The 15,512-nt window shown below is 58.8% G+C and carries 12 protein-coding genes; all 12 read left to right on the top strand.

Going from position 1 to position 15,512, the window contains the following annotated elements; all coding sequences use genetic code 11:
• Positions 1-42: 42 nt before the first annotated feature.
• From AC07WB_RS09615 to AC07WB_RS09560, 12 genes are read left to right on the top strand one after another with little or no spacing between them, the layout of a single operon-like run.
• Positions 43-1,662: an ABC transporter substrate-binding protein gene (locus AC07WB_RS09615; protein WP_494940406.1), complete on the top strand. Its 1,620-nt coding sequence runs from the start codon at positions 43-45 to the stop codon at positions 1,660-1,662.
• Entirely contained in the window at positions 1,659-2,612 is a 954-nt protein-coding gene (locus AC07WB_RS09610) for an ABC transporter permease (protein WP_494940405.1), read from the top strand. The genes AC07WB_RS09615 and AC07WB_RS09610 overlap by 4 nt, the downstream gene beginning before the upstream one ends.
• Complete coding sequence (locus AC07WB_RS09605; RefSeq protein ID WP_494940404.1) at positions 2,609-3,436, top strand: ABC transporter permease; 828 nt, start codon at positions 2,609-2,611, stop codon at positions 3,434-3,436. The genes AC07WB_RS09610 and AC07WB_RS09605 overlap by 4 nt, the downstream gene beginning before the upstream one ends.
• Positions 3,436-5,055: a dipeptide ABC transporter ATP-binding protein gene (locus tag AC07WB_RS09600; protein WP_097097291.1), complete on the top strand. Its 1,620-nt coding sequence runs from the start codon at positions 3,436-3,438 to the stop codon at positions 5,053-5,055. The genes AC07WB_RS09605 and AC07WB_RS09600 overlap by 1 nt, the downstream gene beginning before the upstream one ends.
• An 18-nt stretch (positions 5,056-5,073) precedes the next feature.
• Complete coding sequence (locus AC07WB_RS09595) at positions 5,074-6,489, top strand: LLM class flavin-dependent oxidoreductase (protein WP_494940403.1); 1,416 nt, start codon at positions 5,074-5,076, stop codon at positions 6,487-6,489.
• A complete protein-coding gene (locus AC07WB_RS09590) occupies positions 6,486-7,634 on the top strand; it encodes an LLM class flavin-dependent oxidoreductase (RefSeq protein ID WP_097097293.1) in 1,149 nt (382 codons plus the stop codon). The genes AC07WB_RS09595 and AC07WB_RS09590 overlap by 4 nt, the downstream gene beginning before the upstream one ends.
• A gap of 18 nt (positions 7,635-7,652) precedes the next feature.
• Positions 7,653-8,876: an acyl-CoA dehydrogenase family protein gene (locus AC07WB_RS09585; RefSeq protein ID WP_494940402.1), complete on the top strand. Its 1,224-nt coding sequence runs from the start codon at positions 7,653-7,655 to the stop codon at positions 8,874-8,876.
• A gap of 10 nt (positions 8,877-8,886) precedes the next feature.
• Complete coding sequence (locus AC07WB_RS09580; RefSeq protein WP_097097295.1) at positions 8,887-10,095, top strand: GNAT family N-acetyltransferase; 1,209 nt, start codon at positions 8,887-8,889, stop codon at positions 10,093-10,095.
• 20 nt (positions 10,096-10,115) lie between these two features.
• The gene (locus AC07WB_RS09575) at positions 10,116-11,867 is read left to right on the top strand and encodes an ABC transporter substrate-binding protein (protein WP_494940401.1); all 1,752 of its coding nucleotides are present in this window, start codon (positions 10,116-10,118) and stop codon (positions 11,865-11,867) included.
• A 9-nt stretch (positions 11,868-11,876) separates the two neighbouring features.
• Positions 11,877-13,505, top strand: coding sequence for a dipeptide ABC transporter ATP-binding protein (locus tag AC07WB_RS09570; protein ID WP_494940400.1), 1,629 nt, complete (start codon positions 11,877-11,879; stop codon positions 13,503-13,505).
• A gap of 1 nt (position 13,506) precedes the next feature.
• Positions 13,507-14,451, top strand: a complete 945-nt coding sequence (locus AC07WB_RS09565) for an ABC transporter permease (protein ID WP_345829707.1) — start codon at positions 13,507-13,509, stop codon at positions 14,449-14,451.
• Positions 14,444-15,448, top strand: a complete 1,005-nt coding sequence (locus AC07WB_RS09560; RefSeq protein WP_097097298.1) for an ABC transporter permease — start codon at positions 14,444-14,446, stop codon at positions 15,446-15,448. The genes AC07WB_RS09565 and AC07WB_RS09560 overlap by 8 nt, the downstream gene beginning before the upstream one ends.
• Positions 15,449-15,512: the final 64 nt, after the last annotated feature.

Raw genomic sequence — 15,512 nt, 5'->3', positions numbered from 1 at the left:
AATGATTTATTATTTAATTGCCTGCAACCAGTGGAAAACACCATGTCAAAAAATCAATCCGATCAGACGGTTAATCACGCGCGCCGTTTGCTGCTTAAGCTTTCTGCATTATCCTCCGCCGTTTTTATTGGCATGGGAAGCTCGCTCCCGTTGCTGGCGGCTGATGAAGAGAGTCAACGCTATGGTAAAACCCTGGTGGTAGGACAGGCTTTAGAACCCACTATTTATGACCCGAATCGTCAATATTCGTATGAAACCTACCGCGTAGATAAACATATTTATGAATCGTTGGTTGCCGAAGATTTATCGGTTCCTGCCGCTAAAGGTACGCCACCGATTATTCCTGCGCTGGCAACGCATTGGGAAGTGAATGAAAACGCCACTATTTACACGTTTCATCTGCGCAGCGACGTAGTATTTCATGATGGCACGGCGTTTGACGCTGAAGCGGTAAGATTTAATGTGCGCCGTTTTACCGATCCGCAATTTGAATATTTTGATCGTCAATCGCAGGCCACTATGGCACAGGTCTATAGCGACCTGAAAACTGTCGAAGTCATTGATGCCCACACGGTGGCCTATCATTTCAATCAACCCTTCCCGGATTTCCTGCGCTTCCTGCCGCAAGGTAACTGGGTTTCAGGCATCTTCAGCCCGGCCGCCCTGCAGAAATGGGGACAAGATGGCTTAGCTGAACATCCCACTGGCACCGGGCCGTATCAGTTTGTCTCTCGCGTACGTAACGATCATACCGAATTGCTGCGCAATGAACGCTGGTGGGGGAAAAAGCCCTATATGCAGCGCATTATCTTCCGGCCGATTCTGGATGGCAGCACCGGTATCAGCGCCTTACAGTCTGGCCAGGTTGATATCTTGTCGCGTACCCCAACGGATGCGGTCGATCTGCTGGAACAGAGTGGATACACCGTGCACGACAGCGTGGAAGCCAATCAACTGTTCCTCGGCTGGAATTTTGCCAACAAATTTACCCGCCAGCTGGCCGTGCGCCAGGCCGTGATAAAAGCCATCGATCGCGAAGGCCTGGTAAAGAGCCTGCTTAACGGCCATGCCGTGGCGAGCTACAACATTCTTAATCGCTCCAATGAGGCGTTTCTCGCCAGCCAGAAAGATTATCCCTACGACCCCGACGGGGCAAAAAAGCTCCTGACAGACGCTGGTTTCCAGCCTGGCGAGGTCAGCTTCACCATCATTACCTACGATCAGAATCAGGCGGTGATCGAGTGGATCCAGCGCGATCTCAGCAAAGTGGGCATCAATGTGAAGGTTATCTCGCAGGAGTGGATCACTTACAGCTCGCACCTCGCCAACCTGGCCGATGAGACCGGCTTATTTACCATGGAGTGGGGCCTGATCTCACCGCAATGGCTGCGCGTGGCGTGGAAAAACTATGTGGTGAGCCGCGGCAAAGGCGAGGCGGTGATTACCGGGGTAGCACCACTCATCGATCGGGCTGCGGTAACGGTTGATCGCCAACAGGCGCTGGTGCTGTGGCAGCAGATTAACCAAAAGTTTCAGGAGCAGGCGGCTTTTGTTCCGTTGCTGGAGCTTAATCGCGTCTTCAGTAGTTCGCCGGCGGTACAAGGCTTCAACGTGCCGGCGCAGAACTTTTATGATTTAACCCGCGTGTGGTTAAAAGCATGATGCGATTGATCGCCATGCGCCTGTTGCAGGCGATACCGCTGGTGTTTTTGATCTCGCTGCTGGTCTTTCTGATTGCCAAGCTGGCGCCTGGTGATCCGATTACCAACGCCTTAGCGGGGCAGCTTTCGCAGGAATCGATCGAGCAAATCCGCCAGCTTTATGGCCTGGATAAACCGGCCGCGCTGCAATATCTGCTGTGGCTTAAAAATCTGTTTACCGGTAATTGGGGCATCTCGCTCACCATGCGTACGCCAGTGATTGAGGTGCTGAGCGGTGCCTTTGCCAATACGGCGATTTTGACCGGCGCAGCGGTGCTGCTGTGCCTGATCCCAGGTGTGATTATTGGTGTGCTGTGCGGTTTGTGGCACGGCACGCGACGCGATCGCGTGGTGATGCTGGTGGTCCAACTCGGCCACAATATCCCCATTTTCTGGTTAGGTGTGTTCGTTATCTGGCTGTTTGCCGTCAAATTGCGCTGGTTCCCGGTTTCCGGCATGTATGACATGCGTGGCGACCGGGGCCTGCTGGATCTGCTGCATCACCTTTGGCTACCGGCATTCTCCACCGCGCTGATCTCCATGCTGATCCTCGCCCGTCAGGTGCGTAACAGCGTCATCACCATTCTCAATGAAGATTATTTGCGCACCTATCGCGCGCTGGGTTATTCGCCAGCGGTGCTGCTGTGGCGCCACGTAGGCCGCAATCTGCTGGCGCCCATTGTTGGTATTACCGGCTTACAGATTGGCTATCTGCTGAGCGGGGTAATTTTTATCGAAAAAATTTTCGCCTGGCCCGGCATTGGCTCACAGCTCTATAACGCGGCGGCTGGCCAGGATTATCCCACCATTCAAACCGGCGTGATGCTGGTCGCCATCTGCTTTCTCACCGTTAATTTGCTGAGCGATCTGCTGCAGGATTGGCTCAATCCGCGTCAGCGAGGTCATCAATGAAGGCATTTTTCAAGCAGCGCCTGGCGGCGGGCAGTTTACTCATTCTGCTGCTGATCGTGATGATCTCCGCGCTGGCACCGTGGCTGGCGCCTTACGATCCCCTGCAGTCGTTTACCGGTTTACGCCTTGCACCGCCGGGCACCCCGGGGCATTGGCTTGGTGGTGACAATCAGGGACGCGACATGTTGAGTCGCCTGATCTGGGGCGGCCGCAGCGCGCTAGGCGCATCGATCTTACCGGTTATTGTTGCTGCGCTGCTCAGCCTGGCGTTTGGCATGCTGGCCGGTTATCGCGACTCGGCGTTCTCTGCTTTCATCATGCGCATCACCGATATGCTGTTTGCTTTTCCCATGGTGCTGCTGGCGATTGGTCTCTCCGCCGTGTTGGGCAGCGGCTATCTCACGGTGACGATCACCCTGATTTGTAGCGTGGTGCCATATCTGACGCGGGTGGTGTACAGCGACACGCGTGCAGAAGTGAGGAAGGAGTATGTCGAGGCGCTGCATGCCCAGGGCGCGAGCCATAGCGACATCCTGTTTCGTGAGCTGCTGCCCAATGTGGCCACGCCGCTGCTGGTGTACACCACCTCGCTGCTGGGCGGCATGGTGGTATTCCTGGCGGGATTGAGCTTTCTTGGCCTTGGCGTTCAGCCGCCGCAGGCGGATTGGGGGCGCATGGTGGGCGAAGGGACGCAATGGATGATCCTCGGCGCTCCGCACATCGCCACGCTTCCTGCGTGCGCCATTGTGGTGGTATCGCTGGCCTTTAACTGGCTCGGCGACGGTCTGCGCGACATGCTCGATCCACATCGTAAGGGGCTGTGATGAACCTATTAACCGTCTCGCAGCTCAAGGTGCAATTTGGCGATCAGGTTGCGGTCAAGGAGGTTTCGTTGACGCTGGCGCCGGGTGAAGTGCTGGCGCTGGCGGGGGAATCAGGATCGGGGAAAAGCCTGACCGCAGCGGCGATTCTGGGATTGCTGCCCGCGACGGCGCAGGCCAGCGGCGCGATCCACTTTAGCGGGCGTTCACTGCTCAATCAGCCTGAAAGCCTATTGAATCGGTTACGCGGCCACGACATCGCGATGGTGTTTCAGAATTCACTCTCCACTCTCGATCCCTCCTGGCGCGTGGGCAAACAGTTGCAACACAACCTGCGTCGGCTCAATCCCTCGCTGCGCGGTGCGGCTTTACGCGCGGAAGCGCTGCGCTGGCTGGAGCGCATGCATATTCGCGAAGCGCAGCACGTGTTTGATCTCTTTCCGCATGAGCTGAGCGGCGGCATGCGCCAGCGCGTGCTGATTGCGCTGGCAGTGATGTGCCAGCCGTCGCTGTTAATCGCCGATGAACCGACCACCGCGCTGGATGCCAGCGTGCAATTTGAGGTGCTGTCGCTGCTACGCGAACTGCGCGGCCAGCACAATATGGCGATGCTGCTGATTACCCATGATTTTGGCGTCGTCGCCGCGCTGGCCGATCGGGTTGCCGTGATGCGTCAGGGCGTCATCGTTGAAACCGGCGTTACCCGCGACATCATTGCGCGCCCGCAGCATCCCTACACGCAAACGTTACTGGCGGCCGTGCCGCGCCCGGATTTGCAGCCGGTTAGCCCATCCGATAGCGCCATATTGTTGCAGGCCAGCGGTATCGGTCGCGACTACTGGCGACGGCAGCCCGCGCGCTGGTGGCCCCAGAAAAGCGCCTTTAGCGCGGTGGATGCCGTTGATGTGCAGATCGGGCAGGGCGAAGTGGTTGGCGTAATTGGCGAATCCGGCTCGGGAAAATCAACGCTGCTGCGCCTGCTTGCCCAGTTAATCGCCCCCACGCGTGGTTCGGTGCGCTTTGCCGGTCAGCCGCTCACGCTAGCCGATGCCGACGCACAGCGGGCGTTTCGCCGTCAGGTGCAGTGTGTTTTTCAGGATAGCCTGGCTTCCTTTAATCCCCGCCTGACGCTACGCGAGCAGCTGATCCGTCCGCAGCTACGGCTCAGCAGCGCCAGCAACCGAACGGAAGCCTTGCTGCGCGCGCAGCAGGTCTTTAGTGAAGTGGGGCTGAATCCGGCGCTGCTGGCACGCTATCCGCACCAGCTCTCCGGTGGTCAGCGTCAGCGCGCCAATATTGCGCGCGCGTTGGTGGTGAATCCGAGCTGCCTGCTGCTGGATGAGCCGACCTCTGCGCTCGATCTCTCCATTCAGGCGCAGGTAATGCGGCTGCTGACGCAGCTGCATCAGCAGCGTCAGCTCAGCTGCCTGTTTGTCAGCCATAACCTCGCGTTAGTCACCCAGTTTTGCCAGCGCATTGTGGTGATGGAGGGCGGCAAGGTGGTGGATGATTTTCCGCGTCATGCGCTGTATGCCCCGCAGCGGCACGCTGTCACGCAGCGTTTGCTGGCGGCCAATTTGTTACCGGATGCGGTTATCGATCGTGACCGGCAACGTGCTTAACCCTGATAAGGACCGATGATGAGTAACGTCAGCGCGAAAAAAACTCTGCTGTTTAACGGCTTCATAATGAATGTTGTGGGCCACGTCTCGGCCGGACTGTGGCGCCATCCTGATGACCGCGCCAGTGAATACACGTCGCTAGGCTACTGGACCCACATTGCCCGCGTGCTGGATGACGCCGGTTTTGATGCGATGTTCATTGCTGACGCGCTCGGGCAGATCGATGTCTATCAAGGCAAACCGGATGCTGCGCTGCGCACCGCCGCCCAGTCGCCGGTTAACGATCCGCTTCTGCTGGTCTCGGCGATGGCCGCAGTCACCACTCAGCTGGGGTTCGGCATTACCGTTTCCACTACCTATGAACACCCCTATCTGCTGGCGCGCAAGTTCACCACTCTCGATCATCTCACCAAAGGGCGCGTGGCATGGAATATCGTCACCTCGGTACTGGAATCAGCTGCCCGCAATCTTGGACTCGAACGCCAGATGGATCATGACGAACGTTATGAGCGCGCGCAGGAGTTTCTTGAGGTGACCTACAAGCTGTGGGAAAGATCGTGGGAAGAGGATGCGGTGCGGCGCGACAAACAAGCCCGTGTTTATACCGATCCGGCCAAAGTCCATCCTATCCGGCATAAAGGCCGCTGGTTCAGCGTGCCGGATGCGCATCTCAGTGAACCGAGCCCGCAGCGCACGCCGGTGTTATTTCAGGCGGGCACCTCCGATCGCGGCCGTCAGTTCGCCGCGCAAAATGCCGAAGTGGTGTTTCTCGGCGGCACCACGGCGCAGTCGATTCGTAACAATATCGATCGCATCCGCGCGGCGGCACGAGAAGAAGGGCGCGCCGATGAGGCCATCCGCTTTATCACGGCGGTTAGCGTCGTGGTCGATGAAACCGATGAGAAGGCGCACGCCAAATTCCAGGATTATCTCAGTTACACCAGCCAGGAAGCCGCGCTGGCGCTGTTCTCTGCCTGGACCGGCGTGGATTGGTCCGCCTGGCCGCTGGATGCCCCATTGCAATATATCGAAACCAATGCGGGGCGTTCGGCATTGGCGGGATTAACGCGTATTGATGCTGAGCGGGTGTGGACGGTAGGCGACATCAGTGACTACATCGGCATTGGCGGCATTCATCCTACGCTGGTCGGGAGTGCGCAAACCGTGGCGGATGCGCTTGAGAAACTGGCGGATGAATCCGGCATTGATGGTTTCAATCTGGCCTATGCCATCAGCCCCGGCAGCTTTGAAGATTTTGCGCGCTGGGTTGCGCCGGAGCTGCAGGCACGCGGGCGCATGCGTCGTCCCGATGGGCGCGCACTGACGCTGCGCGAAAGATTGCAGGGCGAAGGTCAGCGCCGCCTGCGCGCCGACCACCCCGGTTTGCGTTTTAGTGATTTGCGTGCGCATCGCTACCCGGAGAGCGAGGCATGAGCCTTCATCTGCACTGGTATTTACCCACCAACGGCGACAGCCGCGAAATCGTCGGTGCCGGTGATGACTCGCAGCACATTGCCGGTATTGGCCAGGATTACCGCGCCGCCACGCTCGACTATCTGATTGATATCGCGCGCAGCGCTGAACGTCTGGGCTTCGAAGGTGTGCTAACGCCGACCGGCAGCTGGTGCGAAGATGCCTGGCTGAGCACCATGGCGATTAGCCAGCACACCGAGCGTCTTAAATTTATTGTTGCCTTTCGCCCTGGTTTTATCTCGCCGACGCTGGCAGCGCATCAGGCGGCCACGTTCCAGCGGCTCACACAGGGTCGGTTACTGATCAACGTGGTGACCGGCGGCGATCCGGTTGAACAGCGGCGCTATGGCGATCGCCTCAATCACGATCAGCGCTACGCGCGCAGCGGCGAATTTATTGCGGCGTTTAAGGGCGTCAGCGCCGCGCGCGCCAACGGGCAACCCTTCGATTTTCACGGTGAACATTATCAGCTGGATCAGGCGACGCTGCTGCCGTCACCCTGGGCGGTGCCGCCGGTCTTTTTTGGCGGCGCCAGTGCTGCGGCGCAGCAGGTTGCGGCCACCCATGCCGATACCTGGCTGACATGGGGAGAACCGTTGGAGCAGGTCGCACCGCGGCTGGCCGAGGTCCGCGCGGCGGCGGCGGTACAGGGCCGCACGTTGTCAATGGGTATTCGTTTTCATGTCATCAGTCGCGACAGCGAAGAGGACGCCTGGCGTGAAGCCGCGCGCCTGCTGCAAAACGTCACGCCGCAGCGCATTCATAGCGCGCAAACGCTGCTCAGCCGCACGGAATCGGTGGGGCAGCAGCGCATGATTGCGTTGCTCAACACTATTCAGGCCGAACAGGTCACGCCGGAGAACGTGCGGGCGCTGGAAATCGCGCCGCATATCTGGAGCGGTTACGGGCTGGTACGCGGCGGCGTTGGCACCGCGCTGGTGGGCAGCCATCAGCAGGTTGCCGACCAGATTAAAGCCTATCACGCGTTAGGTATCGACCACTTTATTTTGTCCGGCCAGCCGCACCTGGAAGAAGCCTGGTGGTTTGGCGAGGGCGCCGGCGCAATTTTGCGTCGCGAAGGTTTCGTTGTTTCTTCCACTTCATAACATCACCAGAGGCCTATTATGAGTCACGCCAACGACATTTATCAGGGCGTCAGCGAGCAAGAATTCGCGCACTGGAAGCAGGTAGCACAGCAGGTGGCCGATCGTCTGGCCAGCACCTTACAGACGCGCGACCGGGCTAATCAGCATCCGTTTGAAGAGATCGACTGGCTGCGCCAAAGCGGGCTGTTAAAACTGGCGGTGCCGAAATCGCTGGGTGGCGGCGGCGTCGATCTGGTGCAGGCGCTGGAGATCAGCCGCATTATCTCGGCCGCCGACGGTTCGCTGGGGCAGCTCATCGCCTATCACTATTCGAACGGCGTCTGGAGCTACATCCTGGGCAATCGTATGCAGTGGGAATTCATTGCGCGCGGCATTGTTGAGCACGGCTGGTTCCAGTCCAGCATTAGTAATCCGCGCGATCCACGCCTGAAGCTGGAGTGGGATGGCGACGATGTCTTAGTCAGCGGCCGCCGCACCTTTGCCACCGGCGCGGCGGTGTCGCAAGTGATGACGATCGCCGTCTGGATTGATGACCAGCTGGTGCAGTATCAGGTGACGGCCGATCAGCCCGGCATCCGCTTTAATGATGACTGGGATAACCTGGGACAACGCCTCACCGCCAGCGGCACGCTGGATTTTGACCGTGTTCGTCTACGTCCACAGGATCGTCTCACCGGGCTGGAACAGAACCCCGCCAGCGCGGTACTGCGTAATGCGTTACGTAATCAGTTCAGCCAGCTAATTTTCGTGCACTTCTATTTGGGCATCGCTGAAGGCGCGCTGAAGCAAGCCGCCCACTATTTCCGGACCAGCGTAAGACCGTGGCCAGAGTCGGGCGTAGAACAGGCGCTGGATGATCCTTATCACCGCCTGAAGGCCGGTGAACTCGCCTCGGAACTTGCGGCGGGTATTGCGCTGGCGGAGAAGACGGCGCGCACCTACCAGGCCGCTTTCCATGCTGGCGATGCGTTAACGGAAGCACAGTGGGGCGAACTGGCGCTGTTAACCGATCAGGCCAAAGTGATTGCGAATAACGTGGCGCTGAAAATCAGTCATGAGCTGTTTGAACTCACCGGTGGCCGCTCAACCGACAATCGCTACGGACTGGATGTTTACTGGCGTAACGTGCGCACGCACACGCTGCACGATCCGGTGAGCTACCGCATTCGTGAGGTGGGGGATTATGTGCTGACGGGCAAACTGCCAACCCCGCGCGTCTACGCGCCACCGAAAAAAGCGTAGAGCGTCGATCATGCCGCAAGTCCGTTTAATTGATGACGCGCCCACCTTACTGGCCGCCGCGCAGACGTTTCGTCAGGCGATGTTTGGCCTGCCGGGCGGTGTCACGCCGCAGGAGCAGTGGGTTGAACGCTATCTGGAACCCCAGCGCGTATGGGGCGCCTGGCTGGAGGGTGAACTGGTGGGCACCACCAACAGTTTTAGCGGTGAACTGACGCTGCCGGGCGGCCAGCGCGTTTCACACAGTGCCGTCACTCATGTTGGCGTGCTGCCGCATTTTACCCGGCGCGGCGTGATGCGTGCGCTGCTGAGCGCTCAGCTGCACGAATTTCACCAGCGCGGCGTGGCGGTGGCGACGCTGCGCGCCTCGCAGGGCACGCTGTATCGTCGTCTGGGCTACGGCATCGCCAGTTGGTTAAGCAGCTATCACCTGGATAAGCGGGAGCTGCTGCAGCTGCCCGCCGTGCCGGGGCAGATACAGCTGCGACCGGCGGCGGATGCCTGGGCGCAGCAAATCGCCGTGGTGCAACGTTTTCCGTCATGGCGAGCAGGGACGTTAAGCCGCTGGCCGCAGTGGTGGGCGATGCAGCAGCATCGTCTGACGCACAGCAATCTTAACCATTATGTGGCGTTCGATGTGCAGCACGGTGAAGCGCAAGCGTTTGTCCGCTATCACGCGCAACCGGATGACAACTGGCTTTACAGCCGCGATCGCACGTTGGTGGTAGACGATCTGCATGCGCCGGATGGCGACAGCTATCGCCGCTTAATCGCTTTTCTGTTGCAGCTGGATATCACCCGGCACCTGCATTTTCCTTCACGTCCTGTCGATGATCCGTTGCCGCTGCTGGTGGATAACCCGCGCGCCGTCACCGTCAGTGCGCAGCGCGATGAAAGCTGGCTGCGCATTGTTGATGTGCAGGCCGTATTACAGGCACGTACTTTTGCCACGGATGACGCGGTGATCCTCGACATTCGCGATCCGCTGCTGCCGCACAATCAGGGGCGCTGGCGCATCGCAGCGCAGGGCATCACGCGCAGTGAAGCGCAACCCGATGCCACCTTAAGCGTTGATGCGCTGGCCAGCTTAATATTGGGCGGCAGTCGCGTGTGGCAGTTGATTTATAGCCAAAACATTCACATTCATCGTCCGCACGTTGCGGAACACCTTGAACGGCTGTTTGCCGTGGCTGAGCAGCCATGGTCCGGGCTGTTTTTTTGATTGAAACCAGGAGAAATGTCATGCGTAAAGCACGTTGGCCCCTAGCGGGCCAGAGTATGCTGTTGGCGTTGATGGCGACGGCCGCACTGAATGCCACGGCGGCAGAGGTGCCGCAGTCGGGTGGGACGCTGCGGATTGCCTCGCTGCAGTCCGATATCGATGCCTTTGATCCGCAAACCGGCTACTCGGTGGATTCATGGGAAATTATGCGCGCGGTAACCCGCCAGCTGGTGACCTATGCAGGATCGCCGCAAAGCCTGAAAGACGATACGGCGCTGGTGCCGGATTTAGCCAAATCCTGGGACGTCAGCGCCGATGGCAAAACCTATACCTTCCATCTGCGCGACGGCATTCACTTCGCGGGACCGACCACCCGACCGATTGTAGCGAAGGACTTTGTCTACACCATCAAACGCTTCTGCGATCCCAATAAGCCGGTGGCCGCCGTGAACTATTTCAACCTCGCCTTCTCCGGTTTTGCTGCCTACTGCAAAGATTTTTCCAGGGTGCCGACCGGCGATTTAGCGGCCACCCAGGCCTTTATTGATTCCCACGAGATCGCCGGCGTCAGCGCGCCGGATGATAAAACGCTGGTGCTGCGCTCCGACAGCAAAAACTACGATTTCCTCAATATCCTGTCGATGAACTTCGTCACGCCGCTGCCGGAAGAGATTGTGGCGAAATACTATCCGGACTCGCCGGAGCTGCGTAAGCATTTCCCCTCCAGCGGGCCTTATAGCGTGGCGGAGTATCAAAGTGGGCAGAAGCTATTGCTGAAAAAAGTGGCAGATTACAATCATGCGCAGGATCCGGCGCGCAAGGCCTATGTCGATAACATTGAGATTAGCTTCACCGGTAACAATGAAGACAGCGTCACGCAACGCATTCAGGCCGGTGATGCCGATTTGTCGCTCTATCTGGATGTGCCACCGCAGGCGGTGATCCGCCAGTACGCGATCAAAAACAGCCCGTATCTGCACGCTGCCAACAGCGGGGCCGCCAACTTCATCGCCATTAACGCCCAGCCGGAAGCGAAAAGCGCAGGCGCTACCGCACTGCGAAATCTGAAAGTGCGTCAGGCGCTGACCTATGCGGTGAATCGTGCACACCTGGTGCAGGCGCAGGGCGGGAAAATTGCGGCGCTACCGCTGGGGCAGATTATTACCAGCACGCTGTTAGGGCATGAGAACCTCGATCTCTATCCCACCGCCGATAACAAAGGCGACCCGGCGAAAGCCAAAGCGCTGTTGCAGGAGGCGGGCCTCCCCAATGGGCTGAGTTTTGATCTGGTGTATCGCGCCAACAATCAGTTCAGCACCCTGGCGGTTATTTTGAAGGAAGACCTGGCGAAAGCGGGGATCACCCTCAACCTCAATCCGGTTCCGCCACCGCAGTTTATGGCCTATCTGCAAAGTCCCGCTAATCGCTGGGATCTGGCACTGGCGCAGACCTCGCCTGATTGGCAAGGTCCGGCGACGCGCATGTTGCTGGGCGGCTGGCTGAACTCTGATGCCGCGCCGTGCGGCCGTGGCAATGTCTATGCCATTTGCTATAGCAATCCGCAGCTAAACGCGTTAGCGAAGCAGGCCTACGGCTCAGATAACCCAGGGCCAATTTGGGCGCAGGCCGATCGTTTAGTGTCCGCCGATCTGCCGTGGATTCCGCTGTTTGAGAAACGCCGCGTTGCCATCACCTCCGATCGCGTCACCCATTGGACGTGGTCATCACTGGCAACGCAGGCTGATATCACCAACATCGCCGTGAAGCCATAAGGGGAATCTATGCCGCTGCTGTGCGTTGACCAGTTAACGATTGGCTTTCATCAGCAATCACCACGTGTTCAACAGGTGAGCTTTGCCGTGGCGCCAGGGGAAACGCTGGCGATCGTCGGGGAATCCGGCTCAGGCAAGAGCCTGAGCCTGCTGGCAGTGTTGGGCCTGTTGCCGGCCAGTGCTGAGGTGCAGGGTGAACGGCTGTTTGATGGGATACGGCTTAACGATCTCAGCGCGGCGCACTACCGGCGGCTACGTGGGGCGCAGATTGGCTACATTTCGCAAGATCCGCTGAGTAATCTGCATCCGTTGAAAAGCATCGGCCAACAAATTGAAGAGGCGATTAGCGCGCATCAGCGGCTGCGTCGTAAAGCATTGCGCACGCGCGTGCTGGCGCTGCTGGAGGAGGTGGGCATACGTGATGCTGCTCAGCGCTATCACGATCGTCCTGCGCAGTTTTCTGGCGGGATGCGGCAACGCGTGATGATCGCCATGGCCATTGCGCTGAACCCTAAGCTGATCGTGGCCGATGAGCCGACCACGGCGCTGGACGTCACGGTACAGGCCAGCATCCTGCGGCTGTTAAAACGTCTGCAGCAGCAGCACGGCTGTGCCCTGATCTTTATCAGCCACGATTTACGCGTGGTGGCGGATATCGCCGATCGCGTGGTAGTGATGCAGCAGGGCCGCATCGTCGAGTCAGCGGAGAAAAACGTCCTGTTCGCCGCGCCGCAGCATCCGTATACCCGCGCGCTGCTGGCGGCGGGTTGGCATCAGTTTCCACCGCAGCCCGCGCATGTACCGGGTGAAGTGCTGTTGCAGGTTAAGGCGTTAGCCCGATCGTTTGTCCGACGCTCGCTGTGGGTGACACGGCAGCAGCAGGTGCTGCAAAACATCGCTTTTTCCCTGCGCAAAGGCGAAATTCTTGGTCTGGTTGGCGAATCCGGCTCCGGTAAAACCACGCTGGGACGGATTATCGTGGGGCTCGATCGGCCGGATCAGGGCGAGATAATGTTGAACGGCGAGATCTGGCAGCGGGCAGGGGAAGCACGCGGGCTGCATCAGCATCCTCTGCGTTACGCGGTGCAGATGGTGTTTCAGGATCCCTACAACAGTCTTAATGCCCGGCGACGCGTAGCGGATATCCTGCGCGATCCGCTGCAGCTTACCGCGCGGCGTGAAACCGGCCAGCCCCTGACGGCAAGCGCACTCCATACGGCAGTGAATCAGCTGCTGCACACCGTTGAGTTAGCCGCTGAACTGGCCACGCGCTATCCCGCGCAGCTTTCGGGTGGACAGCGTCAACGCGTGGCTATCGCCCGGGCGCTGGCGATGAAGCCGCAGCTGATTGTAGCTGATGAAGCGGTGTCGGCGCTGGATGTCACCACCCAGCATCGCATTATTCAACTGCTGATGCGTTTGCGCCGCGAGCAATCGCTGTCGCTGCTGTTTATCTCACACGATCTCTCCGCCGTGGCCGCGTTGTGCGACCGCGTGTTGGTACTCAGGGACGGTGAGATTATTGAGCAGGGCAGCAGTCAACAGATCTTCTCACGTCCACAGCAGCCGTGGACGCAACAGTTACTGGCGGCTATTCCGGGACAAGCGCGTGGAATAGCGATGGCAGAGGAGCAGTGACATGACGGAGCAATCACTTATCGATAGCCCGAGCGCGCCCGCCGCGCATCCGGCGAGGATATGGCGGCGGATCGTACAAGAAGGCAGTGCCCGCCGTGGCCTGATTATCGTGGTGCTGGTGGTGCTTGCCGCGCTGAGTGCGCCCTGGGTGGCGCACGAATTGGGGCATGGCGAAACTGAACAGTTTCGTGATACGGCGCTAAACGACATGGGGATTCCGCTTGGCCCCACGCGCGCGTTTCCGCTGGGGGCGGATGATAATGGCCGCGATGTGTTGGTCCGTACGCTATACGGCACGCGGGTGTCGCTGCTGGTGGCGATTCCTGCCACCACGTTAGCGATGATCATCGGCTTGCTGGTGGGACTGATTGGCGGCTATCGCGGTGGACGTATTGATCTGCTGTGCCAGCAGGTGATTAATCTGGTGCTGTCGTTTCCGTTTGTCGTCACTGCGTTAAGTTTGCTGGCGCTCAATCACAGTAGCGACGGCGGGGCCAAGGTCGATCCTGGCTGGGTGGTGGTGGCGGTGATTACCTTTTTCTCATGGGGCTATTTCGCGCGTCTTACGCGCGGACTGGTGCTGCATCTGCGTCATCAGGAGTTTGTTGCCGCCGCGCAGCTGATGGGTATGACGCGCTGGCACATTTTGTGGCGTGAAATTTTGCCAGCGGTATTGCCGACCGTGGGCGTCTACTGGGCGATTCAGCTGCCGACCAATATTATTGCCGAAGCCACGCTGTCATTCCTTGGCGTCGGTGTACCGGCACCGGCCGCCAGTCTGGGCAATATGATTGCCGATGTGCAACGTTCGGCGATGTATCAGGTACAACCGTGGTTTTTGGCGGCACCTGCGCTGGCGCTATTTTTTACCGTACTCGGCTTTAATTCGTTAAGCAGTGGCTTACGCAACGTGTTTGATCCTCATCTGGACCGCGCTCATGGCTAAATTTTTCGCTATTGTCTCACCAATTTTGCGTGCGGCTCTGACGTTGCTGCTGGTGCTGATTGCCGCCTTTATGCTGACACGCATTGCCTATCAGGATCCGGCGGTGATGCTGGCACCGCGTAACGCTACGCCTGAAACCATTGCGGCGGTGGCGCGCGCGCTGCATCTGAACGATCCCTGGTATCAGCAGCTTGGCTATTTCCTGTGGCGTGGCCCGGAAATTCAGGGGACAGCCGTGGGATTAATGCACTGGCCACCGGCGCTGGGCTACTCATTTCGATTCCAGATGCCGGTAACCGAGCTGATTCTGTCTAAAGCTCCGGTGACGTTGTCACTGGCATGCGGTGCGTTAGTGATATGGATGGCCATTTCTATGGTAACGGGCGTGCTCGCGGCACGCTATCGCGAGGGTTTTATCGATCGCGTCTTAGCGCTGTTTTCCTATGCGGCGCTGTCGCTGCCGACCTTTCTGAGCGGTATGCTGATTATCTTTTTTCTCTTCTATCAGCTCTCACTGCACGGGATCGACCTCTTTCCGGCGGGCGGCTATGTCGCGTTTAGCGAGGATGTCTGGCAATGGTTACGGCATTTGCTGTTGCCGTGGCTGACGCTGGCGCTGGCCGAGATCGGTATTTTTCAGCGCGTTATTCGTGCCAGCATGCTCGAAGTGCTGAATCACGATTATATTCGTACCGCGCGCGCCAAAGGCGTTAGCGAATGGCGCGTCTATTTTGATCACGCACTTAAGCCGGCGATGAGTCCGGTGCTGGTATTAACCGGCATGGAACTGGCGGCGATCATGGGCGGCGCGATCGTCACGGAGAAGATGTTCGGGCTGGATGGCGTAGGCCGGTTGGCGATTGATGCGGCGCTGGACGGGGATTTTCCGGTGGTGATTGGCACCACCATTTTCGCCGCCTGCGCCTTTATTCTGTGCAATACCCTGGTGGATATTATCCAAAAGGCGGTGTTCAGTAGCCATGTGCGTGAAGGGTGATGTCAGGGGGCATCACCGTAGCGTCATCTCAATGACATAAATCCTTCATTTCCTTCCGCTAGCT

The sequence above is a fragment of the Pantoea sp. GW821-FHT03E06 genome, assembly GCF_059420725.1.
This window is presented reverse-complemented; position numbering and strand designations above follow the sequence as displayed.

Coding starts and splice junctions, on each gene's coding strand:
- AC07WB_RS09560 (WP_097097298.1), top strand. CDS start 14,444: ATGGCTAAATTTTTCGCTATTGTCTCACCAATTTTGCGTGCGGCTCTG.
- AC07WB_RS09615 (WP_494940406.1), top strand. CDS start 43: ATGTCAAAAAATCAATCCGATCAGACGGTTAATCACGCGCGCCGTTTG.
- AC07WB_RS09565 (WP_345829707.1), top strand. CDS start 13,507: ATGACGGAGCAATCACTTATCGATAGCCCGAGCGCGCCCGCCGCGCAT.
- AC07WB_RS09590 (WP_097097293.1), top strand. CDS start 6,486: ATGAGCCTTCATCTGCACTGGTATTTACCCACCAACGGCGACAGCCGC.
- AC07WB_RS09580 (WP_097097295.1), top strand. CDS start 8,887: ATGCCGCAAGTCCGTTTAATTGATGACGCGCCCACCTTACTGGCCGCC.
- AC07WB_RS09605 (WP_494940404.1), top strand. CDS start 2,609: ATGAAGGCATTTTTCAAGCAGCGCCTGGCGGCGGGCAGTTTACTCATT.
- AC07WB_RS09595 (WP_494940403.1), top strand. CDS start 5,074: ATGAGTAACGTCAGCGCGAAAAAAACTCTGCTGTTTAACGGCTTCATA.
- AC07WB_RS09600 (WP_097097291.1), top strand. CDS start 3,436: ATGAACCTATTAACCGTCTCGCAGCTCAAGGTGCAATTTGGCGATCAG.
- AC07WB_RS09575 (WP_494940401.1), top strand. CDS start 10,116: ATGCGTAAAGCACGTTGGCCCCTAGCGGGCCAGAGTATGCTGTTGGCG.
- AC07WB_RS09610 (WP_494940405.1), top strand. CDS start 1,659: ATGATGCGATTGATCGCCATGCGCCTGTTGCAGGCGATACCGCTGGTG.
- AC07WB_RS09585 (WP_494940402.1), top strand. CDS start 7,653: ATGAGTCACGCCAACGACATTTATCAGGGCGTCAGCGAGCAAGAATTC.
- AC07WB_RS09570 (WP_494940400.1), top strand. CDS start 11,877: ATGCCGCTGCTGTGCGTTGACCAGTTAACGATTGGCTTTCATCAGCAA.